This window comes from Deinococcus multiflagellatus (genome assembly GCF_020166415.1).
Taxonomy (GTDB): domain Bacteria; phylum Deinococcota; class Deinococci; order Deinococcales; family Deinococcaceae; genus Deinococcus; species Deinococcus multiflagellatus.
In genome coordinates, this window is sequence record NZ_JAIQXV010000001.1 from 30,191 (window position 1) to 49,583 (window position 19,393).

17 protein-coding genes and 1 pseudogene are annotated in these 19,393 nt (G+C 70.7%); 10 read left to right on the forward strand and 8 right to left on the reverse strand.

The features are described 5' to 3' along the window. Positions 1 to 153 precede the first annotated feature (153 nt). The 3 genes from K7W41_RS00130 (at position 154) to K7W41_RS00140 (ending at position 3,776) form a co-directional block, all read left to right on the forward strand. Positions 154 to 1,755 carry an ATP-binding protein gene (locus K7W41_RS00130; protein WP_224603518.1) on the forward strand — a complete coding sequence of 534 codons (1,602 nt, stop codon included), beginning with the start codon at positions 154 to 156 and terminating at the stop codon, positions 1,753 to 1,755. After that, positions 1,752 to 2,462 carry a response regulator gene (locus K7W41_RS00135; RefSeq protein WP_224603521.1) on the forward strand — a complete coding sequence of 237 codons (711 nt, stop codon included), beginning with the start codon at positions 1,752 to 1,754 and terminating at the stop codon, positions 2,460 to 2,462. The genes K7W41_RS00130 and K7W41_RS00135 overlap by 4 nt, the downstream gene beginning before the upstream one ends. A gap of 435 nt (positions 2,463 to 2,897) precedes the next feature. Next, on the forward strand, positions 2,898 to 3,776 hold the full coding sequence (locus K7W41_RS00140; RefSeq protein ID WP_224603524.1) for an alpha/beta fold hydrolase: 879 nt from the start codon (positions 2,898 to 2,900) through the stop codon (positions 3,774 to 3,776). 111 nt (positions 3,777 to 3,887) lie between these two features. On the opposite strand, the gene K7W41_RS00145 is transcribed toward K7W41_RS00140, so the two are convergent. The 3 genes from K7W41_RS00145 to K7W41_RS00155 are packed head-to-tail and all read right to left on the reverse strand — an operon-like array spanning position 3,888 to position 5,564. Then, positions 3,888 to 4,298 (reverse strand): inorganic pyrophosphatase, encoded by a 411-nt coding sequence (locus tag K7W41_RS00145; RefSeq protein ID WP_224603527.1) that lies wholly within the window; start codon positions 4,296 to 4,298, stop codon positions 3,888 to 3,890. Continuing rightward, complete coding sequence (locus K7W41_RS00150; protein WP_224603530.1) at positions 4,295 to 4,663, reverse strand: hypothetical protein; 369 nt, start codon at positions 4,661 to 4,663, stop codon at positions 4,295 to 4,297. Before K7W41_RS00150 ends, K7W41_RS00145 begins: the two co-directional genes overlap by 4 nt. Before the next feature lie 16 nt (positions 4,664 to 4,679). After that, positions 4,680 to 5,564: an alpha/beta hydrolase gene (locus tag K7W41_RS00155; RefSeq protein WP_224603532.1), complete on the reverse strand. Its 885-nt coding sequence runs from the start codon at positions 5,562 to 5,564 to the stop codon at positions 4,680 to 4,682. Between the two features lie 135 nt (positions 5,565 to 5,699). Between K7W41_RS00155 and K7W41_RS00160 the strand changes: the two genes are divergently transcribed. The 3 genes and pseudogenes from K7W41_RS00160 to K7W41_RS00170 form a co-directional block, all read left to right on the forward strand. Continuing rightward, on the forward strand, positions 5,700 to 7,160 hold the full coding sequence (locus K7W41_RS00160) for a lycopene cyclase family protein (RefSeq protein ID WP_224603534.1): 1,461 nt from the start codon (positions 5,700 to 5,702) through the stop codon (positions 7,158 to 7,160). Between the two features lie 162 nt (positions 7,161 to 7,322). Then, positions 7,323 to 7,988 carry an L-serine ammonia-lyase, iron-sulfur-dependent subunit beta gene (gene sdaAB, locus K7W41_RS00165; protein ID WP_224603536.1) on the forward strand — a complete coding sequence of 222 codons (666 nt, stop codon included), beginning with the start codon at positions 7,323 to 7,325 and terminating at the stop codon, positions 7,986 to 7,988. Positions 7,989 to 8,180: 192 nt separating this feature from the next. Continuing rightward, positions 8,181 to 10,415, forward strand: a pseudogene (locus K7W41_RS00170) (EAL domain-containing protein); the annotation flags it as partial. 10 nt (positions 10,416 to 10,425) lie between these two features. On the opposite strand, the gene K7W41_RS00175 reads toward K7W41_RS00170, so the two are convergent. From K7W41_RS00175 to K7W41_RS00190, 4 genes are all read right to left on the reverse strand, one after another. Then, positions 10,426 to 11,262 carry an IclR family transcriptional regulator gene (locus tag K7W41_RS00175; RefSeq protein ID WP_224603537.1) on the reverse strand — a complete coding sequence of 279 codons (837 nt, stop codon included), beginning with the start codon at positions 11,260 to 11,262 and terminating at the stop codon, positions 10,426 to 10,428. A 574-nt stretch (positions 11,263 to 11,836) separates the two neighbouring features. Then, a complete protein-coding gene (locus K7W41_RS00180; RefSeq protein ID WP_224603538.1) occupies positions 11,837 to 13,093 on the reverse strand; it encodes a glycosyltransferase in 1,257 nt (418 codons plus the stop codon). After that, positions 13,090 to 13,743 (reverse strand): TVP38/TMEM64 family protein, encoded by a 654-nt coding sequence (locus K7W41_RS00185; RefSeq protein WP_224603539.1) that lies wholly within the window; start codon positions 13,741 to 13,743, stop codon positions 13,090 to 13,092. The genes K7W41_RS00180 and K7W41_RS00185 overlap by 4 nt, the downstream gene beginning before the upstream one ends. Next, complete coding sequence (locus tag K7W41_RS00190; protein ID WP_224603540.1) at positions 13,736 to 14,368, reverse strand: TetR/AcrR family transcriptional regulator; 633 nt, start codon at positions 14,366 to 14,368, stop codon at positions 13,736 to 13,738. The genes K7W41_RS00185 and K7W41_RS00190 overlap by 8 nt, the downstream gene beginning before the upstream one ends. Positions 14,369 to 14,502: 134 nt before the next feature. Here K7W41_RS00190 and hutU point away from each other — a divergent pair, with 134 nt between their 5' ends. Beyond that, positions 14,503 to 16,185 (forward strand): urocanate hydratase, encoded by a 1,683-nt coding sequence (gene hutU, locus K7W41_RS00195; RefSeq protein ID WP_224603542.1) that lies wholly within the window; start codon positions 14,503 to 14,505, stop codon positions 16,183 to 16,185. A gap of 79 nt (positions 16,186 to 16,264) precedes the next feature. On the opposite strand, the gene K7W41_RS00200 is transcribed toward hutU, so the two are convergent. Continuing rightward, positions 16,265 to 16,825 (reverse strand): Uma2 family endonuclease, encoded by a 561-nt coding sequence (locus K7W41_RS00200; protein WP_224603544.1) that lies wholly within the window; start codon positions 16,823 to 16,825, stop codon positions 16,265 to 16,267. A 32-nt stretch (positions 16,826 to 16,857) separates the two neighbouring features. Here K7W41_RS00200 and K7W41_RS00205 point away from each other — a divergent pair, with 32 nt between their 5' ends. The 3 genes from K7W41_RS00205 to K7W41_RS00215 are packed head-to-tail and all read left to right on the forward strand — an operon-like array spanning position 16,858 to position 19,386. Continuing rightward, entirely contained in the window at positions 16,858 to 17,766 is a 909-nt protein-coding gene (locus K7W41_RS00205; RefSeq protein ID WP_224603547.1) for an arginase family protein, read from the forward strand. After that, positions 17,763 to 18,962 carry an imidazolonepropionase gene (gene hutI / locus K7W41_RS00210; protein ID WP_224603548.1) on the forward strand — a complete coding sequence of 400 codons (1,200 nt, stop codon included), beginning with the start codon at positions 17,763 to 17,765 and terminating at the stop codon, positions 18,960 to 18,962. Before K7W41_RS00205 ends, hutI begins: the two co-directional genes overlap by 4 nt. Next, positions 18,955 to 19,386 (forward strand): SUKH-3 domain-containing protein, encoded by a 432-nt coding sequence (locus K7W41_RS00215; protein ID WP_224603550.1) that lies wholly within the window; start codon positions 18,955 to 18,957, stop codon positions 19,384 to 19,386. The genes hutI and K7W41_RS00215 overlap by 8 nt, the downstream gene beginning before the upstream one ends. Positions 19,387 to 19,393: the final 7 nt, after the last annotated feature.

Below are 19,393 nucleotides of genomic sequence, written 5' to 3' on the forward strand. Positions count from 1 at the left end.
GTTGCCCTACCACGCTACGCCCGCGCCCCCGCCGGAACAAGATGTTTTTTGCGTGCTGCACGCACAGTTCGCTGCACGCAATGCACGGCGGTGAACGCAGTGAACAAAACCCCGGCGCAGTGCCTCCCAGCCCGTACACTTCAGCCAACGATCATGCCCCGCTCTTCCCGCCGCCCGAACCTGCAGGGCCGCCTGGTGCGCCTGCACCTGCTGGTGCTGTGCGGCATGACGGTGCTGCTGGTGCTGGTGCAGACCGCGCAGCTGTACCGCGAGGCCCGCGAGCGCCTGGGCGAGCGCGCCCTGACCGCCAGCCGGCTGGTGGCGCAGCTGCCGCTGGTGGTGCAGGGCGCCCAGGCCGGCACCCAGAACCCGGCCCTGAACGTGCAGGTCAACCGCCTGCGCGAACAGGCCGAGGCCGATTTCATCGTGGTGGGCAACCGCGCGGGGATTCGGCTGGCGCACCCGCTGCCAGAGCGCCTGGGCCGCCCCATGGAGGGGGGCGACAACGCCGCGCCGCTGTCCGGGCAGGAGGTGGTGAGCGTGGCGCGCGGCAGTCTGGGCCTCAGTGTGCGCGGCAAGGTGCCGGTGTGGCGCGGCGGCGTGCCGGGAAGTCAGGTGGTGGGCGTGGTGAGCACCGGCTACCTGATGCCGCAGGTGTGGCACCTGGTGCAGGGCGCCCTGGTGAGCCTGCTGCCCTGGTTCGTGCTGGCGCTGGCGCTGGGCAGTGCGGGGGCGGTGTGGGCCGCGCGGCGCCTGCGCGCCGAGATTCTGAACCTGGAACCCGAACAGATTGCCGCGCTGGCCCAGCAGCAGCGCGCGGTGCTGGCCGCCCTGCGTGAAGGCGTGCTGGCCGTGAACGCGGCCGGAGAGGTGACCCTGAGCAGCGCCCGCGCCGTGGCCCTGCTGGAGGGCGGCGCGGCCCCGGCGCCCCTGGCGACCCTGTGGCCGGAACTGGCGGCCCTGACCGCCCCTCACCCCCCGGCGCGCGTGCAGAACCTGGAGGTGCCCCTGCGCGGCCAGCCCGTGCTGGTGAACCTGGAACCGCTGGAGGGCGGCGGTTTTGTGGCGGGCTTCCGTGACCGTGCCGAGGCCCTGGCCCTGGCCGAGGAACTCACCCACGCCCGGGGGTTTGTGGACGTGCTGCGCGCCCAGACGCACGAATACCAGAACCGCCTGCATGTGCTCTCGGGCCTGCTGCAACTGGGGCGCAGTGAAGAGGCGCTGCGGGTGCTGAACGCCGAGATTCACGCCGACGCCCAGTTCCGGCAACTGCTGCGCGACGTGCAGGTGCCCCGGCTGGTGGCCCTGCTGGCGGGCAAGCGCGAGCGGGCCCAGGAATTGGGCATTGAGTTCCGGGTGGCCGAGGGCAGCGCCCTGAGCCCCGTCTGGGAGCGCCACGCCGATACGCTGGTGAGCGCGGTGGGCAACCTTACCGAGAACGCCTTTGAGGCCCTGGCCGGCGCGCCGGGGCAGGTCACGGTGCTGATCGGGGAAGACCCGGACGGCATGCAGATTGAGGTGGAAGACACCGGCCCCGGAGTGCCGGCGGCCCTGAGCGAGGCGCTGTACACCCAGGGCACCAGCAGCAAGGGCGAGGGCCGGGGCTACGGCCTGCACGGCGTGCTGACGCGGGTGGCGGCGCTGGGCGGCCAGCTGCGCCACACCCGGCGCGGCGCCCGCACCGTGTTTCAGCTGAGCCTGCCCGCGCCGCATCTGCCCGCGCCGCGCCCGGTGGTCCACGGGGGGCCACCGTGACGCCCCCGGCGGCCGGGCAGGTGCGGGTGCTGCTGGTCGAGGACGACCTGCGGGTGGCCCGCGTGAACCGCGACCTGCTGGAGCGCGACCCCGAGGTACATGTGGTGGGCAGCGCGGCCACCTGCGCCCAGGGCGACGCGCTGGCCCAGGCCCTGCACCCGGACCTGATTCTGCTGGACGTGCACCTGCCCGACGGCAGTGGTCTGGGGTTGCTGCGCCACTGGCGCACACAGGGCCGCACCACCGACGTGGCCCTGATCACGGCGGCCGACGACGAAGCCAGCGTGCGCCTGGCGCTGGCCCACGGGGCGTTCGATTACCTGATCAAGCCCTTTACGGGCGCCCGGCTGGCCGAACTGATCGCCCGGCACCGCGCCCGCCGCCTGCCCGGTTCGGCCGGGGCCGCGCGGCTGGACCAGGGCCGCCTGGACCGGCTGCTGGGCCTGAACCAGGCGGCCCCCGGACCGCTGCCGCGCGGCATTGACCCCCACACCCTGGACCGCGTGGCCCAGGCCCTGGGCACCAGCCCCCGCGCCGTGACCGCCGAGGAAGTGGGCGAACTGGTGGGCCTCAGCCGGGTCACGGCGTGGCGCTATCTGGAACATCTGGTGCGCAGCGGTCAGGCGGTGTTGGACCACCAGTACGGGCAGGCCGGGCGCCCGGTGAAGCTCTACCGCGCGGCTGTAGAGCAGGGGAATGGCGACTGAGAGGGGGGCGGTGCTCCGGCTGGTCTAACCAACTGCCCTTTCGTTGCGTTGCTGCCTCCGACAGACACCCACTTCGTTGAACCCGGCAATGGGCTGGACAGTTTCAAATCCCATTGTCGGAAAATTCAAGAACCATGACGTTTTTTCAGGGCGCGAACAGTTTCAACATTCCAGCTGGAACGAATCGCTAAACCCGAGGTTCTTGTCCTCTTTGTGGGGAACGGATAGAGCTGCTCGGCGCAGGCTGGGAGGGGAGAGCGCCATGGTCGTCCCAAACAAAGTTGTTTTGTCTCCTGCTCGTTCCATCTGGACAAGGGTTTGCGCCGTTGTCCATTACAGTCGAGCGAATCTGTCTCCATTGGGCGCAGGCGGACCCACCCCACCCTGATGCCTCGCCCAGTTGGTGGCTGACGTTTTGCCTACACTGGGCGGGCCATGCGTGCTCCCCGTGCTCTCGCCTTCTCGCTTCTGGCGCTGCTGATGTGCAGCTGTGCGCCGCGCCTGACCGTCCGCCCCGCGCAGACCCCTGCTCTAAATTTGGCGGGCCCCGCGCCGGATGTGGTGCTGTTCAGTGTGTCCGGGCGCTGCGGCGTGCCCTGCGAGGCGCCGCACGACAACTGGGACTACCTGACCTCGCGCGGCACCGTGGACCGGGTGGCGCAGGCGCTGAGCACCCAGGGGCTGCGGGTGCAGGTGGCGGGGTACGCCAGCCATCCGCTGGCCCGCCACAGCTCGGGGCTGGTGCCGGCCCCCCAGCGGGGCTTTGCGGCGCTGCAGGCCGATCTGGACACGCTGGCCGCCACCTGGCTGCGTGGCCCCCAGCCGCCCCGGCTGGTGCTGCTGGGGCACTCACAGGGTTCGGCGTGGCTGCACCACCTCGCGCGGGTGAACCCACAGGTCACCTTTGACGTGCAGATTGATCTGGACGGCATCTGTCTGGCCTGGAACACGGATTTTGGCCGCCTGGTCCGTGACCTTCCCCCGGGGACCGTCTCGCCGCTGGAAGCCTGCGAAACCTTCCGGGTGGTGGGCCAGAAGGTCAGCGGCAAGGACGTGGTCTGGCCCAACGTGCGCGTGAATCTGGAGGTCCAGAGCCAGCGCCTACCCACCCTGGAGGCCCAGGGCTTCCCGGTGAACTACCTCTTTGAACTGGCGCCCAACGTGCGTCTGGACGGGACCCGCAGCGGTATTGAGCGCTACGTCTCGCCCCGCGAGGACCACAGCGCCGTCACCCGCCCCGGCAGCGAGGCCCTGGCCTGGGTGACCGCCCGGCTCGCGGCCCTGGCTGGAGACTGGAGCCGCGCCGCGCCGTAGGGGTGGGTGCCTGGCCGACGTGCTTCCAGATCGAAAACAAGCGGGTTCGTTATCGCCAGGGCCGTCTGAGCCCTGTCTCCTGCTCCGAAGGCTGTCGGTTTGACGGGCAATTCAGTCGCTTCTCGAATCCCCCGCGACCTGGGCCAGCCAGACCTGCGCAGCCTCGGCGTCCAGCACCTGCGCCCCGCGTTCGGGGGGAAACCAGGCCAACAGGGCGTGAAGCCCCTGCGGCACCTCGTCGGCCGCGCCAAAAATCACCTTGTGGTCGCCGTCGTGCAGGTGCAGCAGGCCACTGGGCACGGCCAGAACCTCCTCGCCAGCGGGGCGGGGCGCCCCCAGCCACACCGCGTCCACCTCGGCGCCGTCGGCTGGGTTCAGGGTGCCGGGCAGGCAGCCGTAGTTGACCGGGGCGGCCAGGGGCTCGGTGCGCAGGCGCTCCAGGCCCCCCCCGCGCCACACAAAGCGCTCGCGGGTGCCCGCTGTCCACTCCACCACCCCGCGCCACGCCCGGGGCGCGCTCAAGGCTCGACCTCGTACAGTTCCACCTGCCGCAGCACGGTGCCGCCGAACGAGAGCACCGCGCGGTAGGCACCTTTCTCGGGGGCGCGAAGCGAGAAGGCGGCCCGGCGCTGCGCCGCGTCCAGATACACGCTGTCGGTACCAATGGGCGCCGAGCCGTTGAACCACGCCACGCTGAGGTAGCCGGGCTCAAAGCGGCCGTCCACCTGCGCCTGCAGCCGCAGGGTCTCGCCGTCGCGGGTCAGCGTGGCCTGGGTCACGCGAGCGGGCAGCTCCGGCTCGATCTGCGGCGGAATCAGGGGCACGAAGTTGTAGCGGCACGCGCTCAGGGCCGGCGCGAGCAGCACACACAGAACAAGGGCGCGCATGGGGGCAACTCTAGCGTCAGCGCAGGCGCCGGGCCTCGATAAAGTCCAGCGTGGCCTTTCGGGTCCCGCCCAGGAAGGTCAGCGGGCGGGCCAGCGCCGCGATCACCGTGATGTGGTTCACCCGGGGCAGCACCGTGCGCGTGACCGGCACCCCGGCACGCTTCAGGGCCGCTTCCATGTTCAGGGCGTTTTGCGGATACACCGTGGTGTCGTTCTCGGCCACCAGCAGCAGATGGGGCGGCGCGTCCGGGCGAACGTGGCGGTCGGGCATCACCTCGTCGGGGGTGGCGCCTTCCGGGAAGGCACGGGCACTGGCAAACTGCCGGAAATCGTAGGAGTAGGGCCCGGCCACCCCGATCACGCCGCGAATGCTGCTCACGGGCACGCCCGCCTCGCGCAGCCAGCGCTCGTTGTCCACCACCTCCACCGCGTTAAAGGCCCCGGCCGAATGGCCCATCACAAACAGGTTGTCGGCGTTGCCGCCGAAGGTCTTGGCCTGCTCGCGCAGCACTTTCAGGGCCTGCGCGGCGTCCTGAATGTAGGAGGGGTAGCGGTTTTGCGGCGCCAGACGGTAGTTCATCACGGCCGTCACGTACCCGGCGCGCGCCAGCGACTCGCCCACGAAGGTGTGGCCTTCCTTATCGCCGCCCTCCCAGGAGCCGCCGTGAATGAACAGCACCACCGGGGCATTGGCGGCGTTCTCCGGGGCGTAAATGTCCATCAGGTTGCGGGTGTCCGGGCCGTAGCGCACATCACGGGTCACGTTCAGGCCCGACAGCGGCACCGAGCGGTTCAGGGTGCCCTGCAGGTTCTGGGTGGAACAGGCGCTCAGCAGCAGCCCAGCGCCAAGGAGGCCGGCAGCCAGCAGGCCAGTGCGCCGGGAGGGGGAGGGTCGGGTCATAGGCGGCAGCCTAAAGCGGCAGGCGGCGCGGCGGCAGGAACGCGGGGCACACTCCGTCTTTAGGCTTTGCCCACGCTTGCCCCTGGCGTGCGCGGGCACACTCGGGGGCGGCAGCTGGGCAGTACCCTGCCGGGGATGTTCCGCGCGCCCCCGTTCCAGACCGATGTGCTGCTGATTGGGGGCGGCCCGGCGGCCCTGGCGCTGGCGGCGGCGCTGGCCCCTCACCGCGTCCAGGTGCGGGTGGTGGCTCCGCACCCCCCCCGCCCCCCGGCGCCCACCTACGGCGCGTGGCTGGACGACCTGCCCCCCTGGGCCCAGGCCTGCGCCGCGCAGGTGTGGAGTGACGTGCGGGTGTACACCGGCCCGCAGCCCACGCCGCTGCTGCGCCCCTATGCCCTGCTGGACAACGCGCGGCTGCTGCAGGCCCTGCTGGCACGCGCGCAGGGCGCCCTGACCTGGACGGTGGGCGAGGTGCAGGGGGCGCGGCCAGACGGCCACGGCTGGACGGTACAGGGGCGCGGCGGCGAGCACTGGCACGCGCGGGTGGTGGTGGACGCCAGCGGCCACGCCCCCGCGCTGCGCCGGGCCCAGCACCCCGGTGGGGCGGCCCTGCAAACCGCGTTCGGCGTGGTGGGCCGCTTTGCGCGCCCGCCCTGCGCGCCCGGCAGCATGGTCTGGATGGATTACCGGGCCCCCCACGGCCCGGCGCCAGAGGCCACCTTTCTGTACGCCATGCACCTGGGCGGCGACCGCTATTTCGTGGAAGAAACCAGCCTGATCGCGCGCCCGGCCCCAAGCCGCGCGTGGCTGCGCGCCCGCCTGCATGCCCGCCTGCACGCGCAGGGCACGCCGCTGACCCACACCGAATCCGAGGAATGGGTGGCCTTTCCCATGAACGCGGCGGCCCCCCCGGCCACGGGCGCGCTGGCGTACGGGGCGGCGGGCGGGCTGGTGCATCCCATCAGCGGGTTTCAGGTGGCTGGGGCGCTGCACATGGCCCCGGCGGTGGCCCAGGCCCTGGCCGGGGCACTGCAGGCCGGCACCGACCCCCACGCGGCGGGCTGGGCGGCCCTGTGGTCTCCGGAACGTCGAGCGGCGCGGGCGGTGCACCTGCTGGGCGTGCAGGCCCTGCTGAACCTGCCGCCCACCACCCTCCCTGCCTTTTTCGAGGCATTCTTTGCCCTGCCCCCGGCGCAGTGGCGCGCGTTTCTGGACCCCGCCACCCCGGCCGGGCCACTGGCGCGCACCATGCTGCTCCTCTTCGCGGCCCTGCCGGCCCCGGTGCGGCTGCCGCTGGCCCGCGCCGCGCTGGCCCAGCCGGGCACCAGCGTGCAGGCCCTGGCCGCGTCTCTGAAGAGGTCTTCTGGGCCTTCCCATCCGCAGGCCGGCTGGAGACGCGACCCTGGGCCCATGACCAACCCCGACCACGCCGAGAACGCTGTGCGCCGCCACGAAGACACCGACCAGCACGAGGTGATCGAGGACGGCATGCAGGGCACCACCGGCAGCACCGATGCCAACGGCCTGGACCAGAGCGCCGACCTGGGCCAGAAGCTGGAAGAACTGCGCGAAAACCTGGGCGGCACGGCGGAGTAAGGCAGCTGGGGCGCGAGGGTCAACCCAGCGCCCGGACCAGGAAACCACCAGTTCGACAGCCGTGTTCGCCTCGTGAGGCCCCTTCGGCCGCTTTGCCGGCAAGGGGCCTCGCGTGCTGTTGCTCTCTCGAACGGCCCACCTTCCCCCGCCTATACTCGCCGCATGTCCCTTCTCGACATGATTGGCCCCGTCATGATCGGGCCCAGCAGCAGCCACACGGCGGGCGCGTGCCGCCTGGGGCTGGTGGCCCACCACCTGCTGGGAGAGACCCCCCGGCAGGCCCGGATTGGGCTGCACGCCTCGTTTGCCAAGACCGGGCGCGGGCACGGCACGCACCTCGCGCTGATTGCCGGGCTGCTGGGCTACCGCCCCGACGACGAGCGGCTGCCCCAGGCGTTCGAGCAGGCGCGATCGGCCGGGCTGGCCTTCGAGTTCCACGACGCCGACCTGGGGGACGTGCACCCCAACACCGCCCTGCTGGAGGTGCAGGGGGAACACGAGGCCGTCAGCGTGCAGGGCAGCTCGACGGGCGGCGGCGTGATTCAGGTCACGCAGGTGCAGGGCCTGGGCGTGAATTTCAGCGGCGCCAGTCCCACCGTGCTGCTGCGCTACCCGGACACGGTGGGCATGATCGCCCGCGTGGCCAGCACGGTGGCGGCCGATGGGGTGAACATCGCCGCCCTGACCTGTACCCGGCAGACGCGCGGCGGTCAGGCGCTGCTGGCCATTGAACTGGACCAGCCCCTGAGCCCCGAGGCCCTGGCCTTCCTGCGCCGCTGGCCGGACATGCACTGGGTCCGGCTGCTGCCCAAGCTGATGGACGGTTAAAGAACGCGGGGTGTGAGGATTCTGTGGTAGGCGGCGCCCTATGGTGGCCGCAGCGTGGCCCTGGCTGCGCCTGCCCCCGCCATGACCAACCCCGCCCTGCCCCCCCCAAGCGACCTGCCCCCGCCCGCCGCGGCGCGCGGTGTGCCCCCCAGCGCTGACCTGCGCGAGCGGCTGCGCGCCCTGGAAGAAGGCATGTACCGCACCCCCGAGCACTCGGGCGTGGCGGTGCGCGGCCTGCTGGCCGAAGCGCAGGCCACCGGCGACACCTGGGCGCAGGGCTTTGCGCTGGTGCTGCTCAGCGGCTGCGCCTTTTACCTGGGCGACCCGCGCGAGACCATCGCGCTGGCCCACGAAGGGCTGGCCCTGGCCCGCCGGGTGGGCGCCCTGGACCTGGAATGCCGCCTGATCAACGGGCTGGCCTTGGCCCACCACCGCCTGGGCGAATACGACCGCGCCTTTGACTGCTTTCTGCAGACCCTGCGCCTTGCCCAGCAACTGGGCGACGATCCGGGGCGGTTCCGGGCGCTGAACAATCTGGCCAGCCTGTACACCGACACCGGCAACCTGCAGCAGGCCCTGGACGCCGTGCGCGAGGCCCTGAGCATCGCCCAGACCCTCAGCCCCACCTTTCGCGGCGCGGCCATGACGCACCTGATCGCCATTCATACGCGCCTGGGCGAGTACGAGCAGACCCTGGCGCTGGCCCAGGCGCACCTGCCGCTGATTCTGGAGCACTGCCCGCCGCGCTGGCTGGGCACCATTCAGCGCGACGTGGCGCGCGCCCTGCTGGCCCAGGGCCGCCCCGAGGAATCGCTGGCCGCCGCCCAGGAGGGCCTGGAGGAAGCGCACCGCCGCCAGGACCAGGAAAACATTGGGCAGCTGACGCTGGGTGTGGTGAGCGCCCTGCTGGCCCTGGGCCGTCTGGGCGAGGCCCGCCCCCTGCTGGACGAGGCCCTGGTCCTGAGCCGCGACATGGGCAGCCGTCCCCTGGAAACGGAAGCCCTGGCCCTGATGGCGACCCTCTGCGAGCAGGAGGGCGACCACCACGCCGCCCTGGGCTACACCCGCGCGCACTTTGAGCTGGAACGCCAGATTCATGCCAGCGAGGTCGAAAGCCGCTCGCAGCTGCTGACCGCCCAGATTCGCCTGGAACTGCTGCAGCGCGAGGCCGAAATCGAGCGCCTGCGCAACGTGGAGCTGGCGCAGGCCAACTCGAAGCTGCAGCAGACCCAGCAGGTGCTGCTGCACCGCGCCACCCACGACCCCCTCACCGGCGTGGCCAACCGCGCCCACTTTGGGCACAGCACCCAGCAGGCGCTCGATTCGCTGCAGGGCGGCGAGTACCTGGGCCTGATCTTTATTGACCTGGACAAGTTCAAACAGGTGAATGACACCCTGGGCCACCACGCGGGCGACCAGTTGCTGCAGGAGGTGGCCCGGCGCCTGAAGGGCGTGGTGCGCGCCTCTGACCTCGTGGGGCGCATTGGCGGCGACGAGTTCACGGTGCTGCTGCGCCGCGTGTCGGCGGTGCAGGACGCGCGCGCCGTGGCGGCCAAGCTGCTGAGCGTGCTGGCCGAGCCCTTCCGGATTGAGGGCCAGACGGTGCAGATCACGGCCTCGGTGGGCTGCGCGGTGGCCCCCACCGACGGCCAGGACGCCGAGGCCCTGCAGCGCCACGCCGACACCGCCATGTACCGCGTGAAGCACGCGGGCGGCAATCAGGTGCTGCACTTTGAGGCTGATATGGGCGAACCCGCCGAGCGCCGCGCCCTGGAACGCGACCTGCGCGGCGCCCACGAACGCGGCGAACTGCGCCTGCACTACCAGGGCCGCTTTGCGCTGGGCGGCCCCCGGCTGGTGGGCTTTGAGGCCCTGATCCGCTGGCAGCATCCCACACGCGGCCTGATCTCGCCGGCCGTCTTTATCCCGATGGCCGAGGAATCGCGCGCCATTCTGACCATTGGCGCCTGGGTGCTGCGCGAGGCCTGCGCCCAGGCGGTGCGCTGGCGTTTTGCTGAGCGCGGCCTGTGTATGTCGGTGAATGTCTCGCCCATGCAGTTTGAGCAGCCCACCTTTGTGGCCGATGTGCAGTCCACCCTGCGCGCCACCGGGCTTCCGGCGCGGCAACTGGTGCTGGAACTCACCGAGAGCCTGGTGATGCGCGACCTCGCCCTGGCGCAGCGGCACATTGAGGAGCTGCGCGCCCTGGGGGTGCAGGTGGCCATTGACGACTTTGGCACCGGCTACTCCAGCCTCAGCGTGCTGCAGGCGCTGCCCTTTGACCAGCTGAAAATTGACCGCTCCTTTACCAGCCACCTCACGACCTCGGCCAGCCAGCGGGTGACGGCCCTGCTGAGCGCCATCATTCAGCTGGCCCACAGCCTGGACATGACGGTGACGGTTGAGGGCGTGGAGGACGACACGCAGCGCCGCCTGCTCACGGGTCTGGGGTGTGACCATGTGCAGGGCTTTCTGCTGGCGCGCCCCCTTCCGGAAGCACAGGCCCAGGCCCTGCTGCCCGGCGAGGCCCCGGCGCCTGGCCCCGGAACCCCAGCGCCCAACTGACCTCATCGGCGGCGTCGCGCAGGGCGCGCAGCAGGGTGTCGCGTTCGCGCAATCGTGCGCTGGGCAGGCTGACGCCCAGTGCTGCCAGCACCGCGCCCCCCTCGCCCCGGATGGGCACGGCGAGGCTGCCGGTGCCGGGCGCCCACTCGTCCTGCGTCTGGGCAAAGGCGGCAGCGCGAATGTCGGCGGCCTCCCGGGTCCAGGCGTCTGGGGCGGTCACGGTCTGCGGGGTAAAGGCGGCGGCCTGGGGCGGCAGGGGGCGCCCCGCCAGGGCCAGCAGCAATTTACCGCTGGCGGTGGCGTGGGCAGGGAGTTCAAAGTCCAGTTCTCCCGCTACAGGGGGGCCGCCCCGGCCCTGCACGCTGCGGGCCACGCACAGCACCCGCTCGCCTTCGCGCACGCACAGAAAGGCCAGGCAGTGGGTGCGCCGCGCCACGCGCTCCATCGCGTCGTGCGCCGGGGCGTACCAGGGCAGGCTGCCGTACAGGGCGCTGGAGAGCTTCAGCAGCCGCCAGCCCAGGCGGTAGCGGCCCCGGCCCACGCGCTGCAGCAGGCCCACGGCCGCCAGGGTGGACAGGGCTTCGTGGACGGTGGAGGTGGGCTGGTTCAGGTGGCGGGCCAGGGCGGAGAGGGTCCATTCCGTGTGGTCGGCGTCGAACCGTTCCAGGAGGTGGACGGCGCTTTCCACGGTGGAGAGGGTTCGGGGCACGGGGGGTATGGTAGCGAGGTTTGGTGGAGGTTTCTGCCGGCTTGCCCCACCCCCCCAGCCCCCCTACCCCAGAGGGGCAGGGGGGAGCGGCGCTGCGCTGGCAAACGTTGACTGACGGTGTGGGGTGGCCCGGCTTCGCCCCGCGTTGTACGCCGTCGCCTTGCTCCGCCCATCGTCGGACGCCCGCGCGCTTCGCGCACGACGGCTTCGTCTGGACCTGGGCGGTATGGGGGCAGGAAGGCTTGGTGCGGCCCAGAAGGTTCTACTTTTAAAAACCACCGCGCTGAGGGTAGGTGGCGGACCGTTTCAACGGCTCAGCCAGAGAGACTTCAATGAACACGGCGCTTTTCTCCTCCCCCCTTGTGGGGGAGGTCGGGAGGGGGGCAAACGGGCCCAGCGTCCCACACAATCTTTCCGTCACCACCTCTCCCATACACTCGAAAGCAGACCCCATCAAGGCTCTGGCTCGCCCGGCCTTCTCTATGGCGGCCGTAGTACAAGGTGTGCAGTCAAGGACGCTATGTATGGCTGCCTCGCCTCTTTGATTGCCCCATCTCTCTGTGCTTCCTGGCCGTCAGCGGTGGCCCAGGGTCTGGGCATAGCCTTCGATCAGGCGGATGGCTTCGGCCACGCCGTCTTCGGTGCGGATACGCCGGCCCAGGTCGGCGGCGCGCTCGCGCAGGGCGGGGGTCTGGGTCTGGCGCAGGGCGTCGGCCAGGCGGCGGGCGGTCAGGCGGCGCTGGGGGATGGGGGCGGGGCCTGCGCCCAGGGCGCGCACGCGCTCGCCCCAGAAGGGTTGATCGCCAAAAAAGGGTGTGATCACGCTGGGAACCCCCGCGCGCAGGCCAGCGGCGGTGGTACCCGCGCCGCCGTGGTGGACCACGGCCGAGACCCGGGGAAACAGCCAGCTGTGCGGCAGGGGTGAGGCGGCGAACACATGGTCGGGCAGGTCGCCAGCGGCCAGGCCACCCCAGCCGCTCAGCAGCACGGCGCGCTGCCCGGTCTGGGCCAGGGCGTCCAGCACCAGCGCGGTGGTGTCGGCCGGGTCGCGCAGGCCCATGCTGCCGAAGCCGATGGACACGGGCGCAGGCCCCGCCGCCAGAAAGGCCTCCAGGTCGGCCGGTGGGGTCCAGGGGCCCTGCGGCAGAAACCACGCGCCGGTCAGGTGCGCGTGGGCGGGCCAGTCGCTGGGGCGCGGCACCACCGAGGGGCTCACGCCGTACAGCAGCGGCGCGGGGGGCAGGCCCGGGGTGGGGCGAGGCTGATCGGGCAGGGCCAGGGCCCGGCGCAGCGTCTGGGTGCCCCCGCGCATCCCCAGGGCCAGCGCCTGCCGGGCCAGCGCATAAGAGGCCAGATTCGCCGCGCCGCCCAGGCGGGCCACGCCAGCGGGCAGCAGGGGCGCGGGAAAGGCGCGGGTGGGGGTCAGCGGGACCACGGGCGCCTCCACCAGCGGCAGGCGCAGCTTCTCGGCGGCGGCCTGCGCGGCGCTCTGACCCCCCAGGCCAGTCACGATCAGGTCGGCGCCCTGGGCTGCGGCAAGGCCCTGCGCCGCCCAGTGGCCGGCCGCCTCCTGCGCAGCGGCGGCAGTGTAGCGCTGCAGGGCCAGAAAGTTGCCCCGGCGCAGCAGGGCCTGCATCTCGGTCCCCGCCATCAGGGCCTGCGTGTTGCCGTGCATGGGCCAGAACGCCAGCCCCGCGCCGCGCGCCGCCGCCTCGAAATTCTCGTGGCTGGCAATGGCCACCGTGTGCCCCGCCTGCTTCAGGCCGGCCCCCAGCGCCAGATACGGCTGCACGTCCCCCTGCGAGCCCAGGGCAAACAGAGTGATCTTCATGCGGTCCCCCCGGCGCGCGGGGTGCGCCGCCAGCGGGCCACAGCACCCACCAGCACCAGGGGAAAGAGTGCCAGCACCCCGGCCAGCAGGGGAGAGCCCTGGGCCAGTTGCCGCAGCAGCGTCACGCCAAACAGGGTCTGGGCGCTCCACAGGGCGCTGCCCACCACCGTGATCAGGAGGTACTGGCCCCAGCGGTAGCCGCCCAGCACGAAAAAGGCTTCCAGCGCCGCGCCGCTGCCCAGGGCCAGCCGGGCCAGCAGGCCGCTCAGCACCGGGCGGCGCGCGACCCCGGCCGCCAGCCGCTGCAGCCACGCCGGTCCGTCCTGGCGGCTGGCGTGGCCCAGGCGAAACAGGGCGGCCCCCGTCAGCACGCTGCCCAGCGTGGTGCCGGCCCAGGTGAGCGCCCAGGCCAGAGGCAACGGGAACGACACCGTGGACAGCGCGCCCAGCAGGCCGTTCAGGTGCAGCGGCGCCCCCACCACGCACAGCAGCAGGTACAGCGCCGGGGCCAGGGCGCCGCTGTCGGTCACGGCGGCCTGAAGTGGGCCGGTCAGCCAGGGGGGGCGGGTCACGGCCAGCACCACGCCCAGCAGCGTCAGGGCGGCGGTGCCAGCGGCCAGCGCCCCGGTGCGGCGCGCGGAGTTACGCATGGTCAGGTCCCAGGGTGCGCAGCAGGGTGTCGGTCAGCTCGTCGGGCAGGTGGGCCCAGGCGTCGCCGGGGGGCTCGTGGCTCAGGGCCTGTTCCAGCACGCGGCCCAGGACCAGGGTCAGGCCGGTGTGCAGCAGCGGGGTGTCCGCCCCCGTGCGCGCTGCGAGGGCCTGGGCGCCCAGCTGCGCGGTCTGGGCCAGCCCCGCCGCAAATTGCCGCCCCAGCTCCGGCCGCACCAGGGCTTCGGAGACGATGACGCGGAACAGCGCAAAGTTCTCGCTCGCCAGGGCCCCCAACGGCGCGGCCAGCAGCGTGCGCAGGAAGGTGCGCAGGTCGGCGCCGGCCAGGGCCTGGGGGTCCAGTGCCGCGCGGGTCTGCTCGCCCAGCGCGTCAAAGAGGCCCAGCAGCAGCGCGTCCTTGCTCTGAAAATGGTTGTAGAGGGTGCCTTCGGCCAGCCCGGCCGCCCGCGCCACATCGCGCATGGTGGTGCGGTGAAACCCCTTCTGGGCGAAGGCTTCCCGGGCCGCTGCCAGAATCGCCGCGCGCCGCTCGGGGTCGGCCGGGGGCCGGGGCGCCGCGCGGGTGGGTCGGCGCTCCCTCCTCTCCTCTTCTGAGTGAGTGCTCATTCATTCATTGTGGAGGTCGAAACATGAAGCGTCAAGCCGAGCCTTTTCCGCGTTATGCGGAAAGCACTCTTGCCGGCCGTGCCATTGGGGGGGACGATACGCGCAGACCTCAACTGCTGTTCTTAGGAGAAGCCATGACCCAGACCGCCGAGCCTGCCCCCGTCATTCGCGCGCCCCGTGGGCCCCAGAAAACCGCCAAAGGCTGGATTCAGGAAGCCGCCAAGCGCATGCTGATGAACAACCTGGACCCCGAAGTGGCCGAGCACCCCGACACGCTGGTGGTCTACGGCGGGCGCGGCAAGGCGGCGCGCAACTGGCCGGCCTTTCACAAGATCGTGGAGACGCTGGACCGCCTGGAGAACGACGAAACGCTGCTGATTCAGTCCGGCAAACCCGTGGCGGTGCTGAAAACCCACGAGTGGGCGCCGCGCGTGCTGCTGGCGAACTCCAACCTTGTGCCGCACTGGGCGAACTGGGAAACGTTCGACCAGCTGGATCAGGCTGGCCTGACCATGTACGGCCAGATGACGGCGGGCAGCTGGATTTACATTGGCACCCAGGGCATCCTGCAGGGCACCTACGAAACCTTTGCGGCGGCGGCCCGCAAGCACTTTGGCGGCAGCCTGAAGGGCACCATCACCGTGACCGCCGGCCTGGGCGGCATGGGCGGCGCGCAGCCGCTGGCGGTGAAGCTGGCGGGCGGCGTGAGCATCAACATCGAGATTGACCCCACCCGCATGCAGAAACGCCTGGACACCCGTTACCTGGACGAGGTGGCCGACAACCTGGACGACGCCATTCGCCGCGCCGAAGGGTACAAGGCGCAGGGGGTGGCCCGCTCCATCGGCGTGCGCGGCAACGCTGCCGAACTGGTGCCGCAACTGGTGGCGATGAACTGGACCCCGGACCTGATCACCGACCAGACCAGCGCCCACGACCCCATGTGGGGCTACATTCCTCCCGTGAGCGCCGACGAGGACGCGGGCAAACTGCGCAGCGAACAGCCTGAGGAATACCGCCAGCGCGCTTACGCCGCGATGGCCGCGCATGTCCGCGCCATTCTGGAGCTTCAGCGGCGCGGCGCCATTGCCTTTGACTACGGCAACAACCTGCGCCAGCGCGCCTTTGAGGCCGGGGTGGACAACGCCTTCGATTACCCCGGCTTCGTGCCCGCGTTCATCCGCGATTCCTTCTGCGAGGGCCGGGGGCCCTTCCGCTGGGTGGCCCTGTCCGGCGACCCCGAGGACATTTACGCCACCGACCGCGCGCTGCTGGAGCTGTTCCCGGACGACGAGCGCCTGCAATCCTGGCTGACCTACGCCGCCGACCAGATCGCCTTCCAGGGCCTGCCCGCGCGCATCTGCTGGCTGGGGTACAAGGAACGTGACCAGGCCGCGCTGCTGTTTAACCAGATGGTGGCCGACGGCCGCCTGAAGGCCCCGATCATCATTGGCCGCGACCACCTGGACGCGGGCAGCGTGGCCAGCCCCTACCGCGAAACTGAAGCGATGAAAGACGGCAGCGACGCCATTTCCGACTGGCCGCTGCTGAACTTTGGTGTGGGGATCGCCTCCGGCGCGGCCTGGATGAGCTTTCACCACGGCGGCGGCGTGGGCCTGGGCTTCTCGCAGCACAGCGGGCTGGTGGCCCTGGCCGACGGCACCGAGGACGCCGCCCAGCGCCTCTCGCGCTGCCTGACCAACGACCCCGGCATGGGCGTTATCCGCCACGCCGACGCGGGCTATGACCTCGCGCTGGACGTGGCGCGCGAGCGGGGGCTGGATCTGCCCAGCCTGGGCATTGAGGACAGGAAGTAAGCGGATGGCGGATGGCAGATGGCGGATGGCCACAGGCTTATGGCTCATGGCTCATGGCTCATGGCCCATAGCTCAAAGCTCAGGGCTCGATCACGCCGGCGTAGAGGTCGTCCAGGGTCAACGCCAGGCCCAGGCACGGCACGGGGATGGGCTGCGGGCCGGTGAACTCGCTGAGGGTCCACTCCTCGCCCTGACGCCCGTAGGCGTAAACCCGGCGCTCACTCTGTTCCACGATCAGGTAGGTCTGCAGGGTGGGAATGCCGGTGTACATGGCATATTTGCCCACGCGGTCGTTGGCGGCGGTGCTGGGCGACAGGACTTCCACCAGCAGGCAGGGCGCGGTTTCGTACAGGGCGTGGGGGGCGTCGGCGCCGCAGACCAGCATCACGTCGGGGTAGAACAGGGCCGCGCCCACCTGCAGGCGCATGTCGGCCATGTGCAGCCGGCAGCCCTGACGCCGCGCGTGGGGAAAGAGGGTGCCGAAAATGTTGCCCGCAATCAGCGAGTGCCGCTGACTGACCCCTGCCTGGGCGTGCAAGGGGTAGACGAAGCCAGCCACGTATTCCCTCTTGTAAGGACTGAGTTCTTCCGAGCGCAGGTACTCCTCCACGCTCATGGATTGAAACGCGGGGTCGGTCATGGGTTTATGGTACGCGCCTGGGGGCGGGCCGCATGAGTGCCCCCACCCACCTGCCCTACGGCGGCATTGCCACCTTTGCGCGCGCGCCCTTGGTGGAACCCGGCGGCGACTGGCACGCCGATGTGGCGGCCCTAGGTATTCCCTTTGATATTGCCCTGGGCTTCCGGCCCGGCGCCCGCTTTGCCCCGCGCGCGCTGCGGGAAGCCAGCCTGCGCAGCGTGCCGCCCTTTACCGGCCTGGACGGCGTGACCCGGCTGGCCGGGGTCACCTTTGCCGACGCGGGCGACGTGGTGTTGCCCAGTCTGGAACCCGAACTGGCCCGCGAGCGCATCACGCAGGCGGCGCGGCTCCTTCGGGGGCGCTGCCGCGTGCCCGTCTTCCTGGGCGGCGACCACAGCGTAAGCTTCCCGCTGCTGAGCGCGTTTGATGATGTGCCGGCCCTCCATGTGGTGCAGCTGGACGCCCACCTGGACTTCACCGACACCCGCAATGACACGCGCTACAGCAACTCCAGCCCTTTTCGCCGGGCCGCCGAAGCGCTCCCCAACCTCGTGCATATCACCACCGTGGGCCTGCGCGGCCTGCGCTTCGACCCTGAAGCGGTGGCGGCGGCCCGGGCCCGGGGCCACGCTCTGGTGCCCATGACCGACGTGCAGGTCGACCTGAATGCGGTGCTGGAACGGCTGCCGCACGGCCAGAACGTGTACTTGAGCGTGGATGTGGACGGCTTTGACCCCAGCGTGGTGCCCGGGACCAGCAGCCCGGAGCCCGACGGCTTCACCTACGCGCAGGGGATGGCCGTGCTGGCCGCTGCCGCACGGCACAACACGGTGGTGGGCCTGGACCTCGTAGAACTGGCCCCGAACCTGGACCCCACAGGCCGCAGCGAACTCCTGATGGCCCGCCTAATCATGGAAACGCTGTGCGAGGTGTTCTCGTGAGCGAGGTGCTGTTTACCAACATGGCCCAGCTCGTCACCCCAGGGGCTGGTCTGCAGCGCGGCGCGGCCATGCGCGAGCTGACCGTGATTCCCGACGCGGCCCTGCTGGTGTCCGGCGGCGTGATCCGCTGGGTGGGGGAGAGGGCCCAGGCGCCGTCGGCGGCACGCGAACACGATCTGGGCGGCGCCGCAGTGGTGCCGGGCCTGGTGGACCCCCACACCCACGCGGTCTGGGCCGGGGACCGCCTGGCCGACTTTGAAGCGCGGGTGCAGGGCGTGCCGTACGAGGACATCCTGGCGCGGGGCGGCGGTATTCGCAGTTCCATGCGGGCCACCGGCGCGGTCAGCGTCGAGGAACTGGTGCGCCTGGCCCGGCCCCGCCTGCAGGCCCTGCAGGCTTCCGGCGCGACGACCATCGAGGTCAAGAGCGGCTACGGCCTGGACTTCGCCGCCGAGCGGCGCATGTTGGAAGCCATTCGGATTCTGCAGGCTGAATTTCCCCTGGTGCCCACGCTGCTCATCCATGTCCCGCCCACCGAGGGCCGCGCCGAGTACGTGCAAGCCGTCTGCGAGGATTTGATTCCCGAGGTGGCCCAGGCGGGGCTCGCTGCCGCCGTGGACGTGTTCTGCGAGAAGGAAGCGTTCACGGTCGAGGAAACCCGCGCGATCTTGCAGGCGGCCCGGGCCTATGGCCTTCAACTGAAACTGCACGCCGACCAGTTCCATGCCATCGGCGGCACCGAACTGGCGTGCGGGCTGGGGGCGCTCAGCGTGGACCATCTGGAAGCCAGTGGCCCGGCGCAGATTGCCGCGCTGGCGGGCTCTGAAACGGTGGCGACGATTCTCCCGGGCGTGACCCTGCACCTGGGCCTGCCGGCTGCGCCGGGCCGCGCCCTGATTGACGCGGGCGCGGCGGTGGCGGTGGGCACCGATCTGAATCCAGGCTCATCCCCCGTGTTCAGCACGGGGCTGGCCCTGGCCCTGGCCGTGCGCCTGTGCCGCCTGACCCCCGCCGAAGCCCTGACCGCCGCCACTGTGAACGCCGCCGCCGCCCTCGGCCTGCCTGACCGGGGTGCGCTGGCCGTGGGGCAACGTGCCGATTTCCTGGCTTTGCACAGCAGGGACTGGCGCGATCTGCCCTACACCCTGGGCACCAGCCCCGTGCGCGACGTGTGGGTGGGAGGTGTGTGTGCCTGAGTTGCCGTATGAGTTGACAGATGACCTACGTTTGAAGCTGTTGGCTCTTGGCTGGTCTGATGATCGCAGAGTTGACCTAGACCATGTTGTAAAGAAAGTTCAGGCAGTGGGTTGGCACCTTTTCCCGGTGGCCGAGGCCTTCGTCAGTGTGTTTGATGGTCTTGGGACTTGGGCAGGGTACATTTTTGATCTTGAAGATGCAGGGACAAACTGGCCATTTTCTGAGTTCTATCAGTTTGTTCGGCCAGATGTGAGCGAAAGAATTTTTCCTGTAGGCGAATACAACGGTTGGTCCCCACTTTTTATTTCGGAAAGTGGTCGCCTGTTGGAATTTGTTGGCAAAGACATGCATTGGTTGGGCGACACGCCGCAACAGTCTTTTGAAGCACTCATTGATCGAATGTCGCGTGAGTGTGGGAATTAGGAGCAGC

What these genes read in the sequence shown, in the direction of transcription:
- hutU (WP_224603542.1), top strand. Translation starts at nt 14,503, where the DNA reads ATGACCCAGACCGCCGAGCCTGCCCCCGTCATTCGCGCGCCCCGTGGG.
- K7W41_RS00150 (WP_224603530.1), bottom strand. Translation starts at nt 4,663, where the DNA reads ATGCGCGCCCTTGTTCTGTGTGTGCTGCTCGCGCCGGCCCTGAGCGCG.
- K7W41_RS00180 (WP_224603538.1), bottom strand. Translation starts at nt 13,093, where the DNA reads ATGAAGATCACTCTGTTTGCCCTGGGCTCGCAGGGGGACGTGCAGCCG.
- K7W41_RS00200 (WP_224603544.1), bottom strand. Translation starts at nt 16,825, where the DNA reads ATGACCGACCCCGCGTTTCAATCCATGAGCGTGGAGGAGTACCTGCGC.
- K7W41_RS00140 (WP_224603524.1), top strand. Translation starts at nt 2,898, where the DNA reads ATGCGTGCTCCCCGTGCTCTCGCCTTCTCGCTTCTGGCGCTGCTGATG.
- K7W41_RS00160 (WP_224603534.1), top strand. Translation starts at nt 5,700, where the DNA reads ATGTTCCGCGCGCCCCCGTTCCAGACCGATGTGCTGCTGATTGGGGGC.
- K7W41_RS00130 (WP_224603518.1), top strand. Translation starts at nt 154, where the DNA reads ATGCCCCGCTCTTCCCGCCGCCCGAACCTGCAGGGCCGCCTGGTGCGC.
- K7W41_RS00205 (WP_224603547.1), top strand. Translation starts at nt 16,858, where the DNA reads ATGAGTGCCCCCACCCACCTGCCCTACGGCGGCATTGCCACCTTTGCG.
- K7W41_RS00155 (WP_224603532.1), bottom strand. Translation starts at nt 5,564, where the DNA reads ATGACCCGACCCTCCCCCTCCCGGCGCACTGGCCTGCTGGCTGCCGGC.
- K7W41_RS00190 (WP_224603540.1), bottom strand. Translation starts at nt 14,368, where the DNA reads ATGAGCACTCACTCAGAAGAGGAGAGGAGGGAGCGCCGACCCACCCGC.
- sdaAB (WP_224603536.1), top strand. Translation starts at nt 7,323, where the DNA reads ATGTCCCTTCTCGACATGATTGGCCCCGTCATGATCGGGCCCAGCAGC.
- K7W41_RS00185 (WP_224603539.1), bottom strand. Translation starts at nt 13,743, where the DNA reads ATGCGTAACTCCGCGCGCCGCACCGGGGCGCTGGCCGCTGGCACCGCC.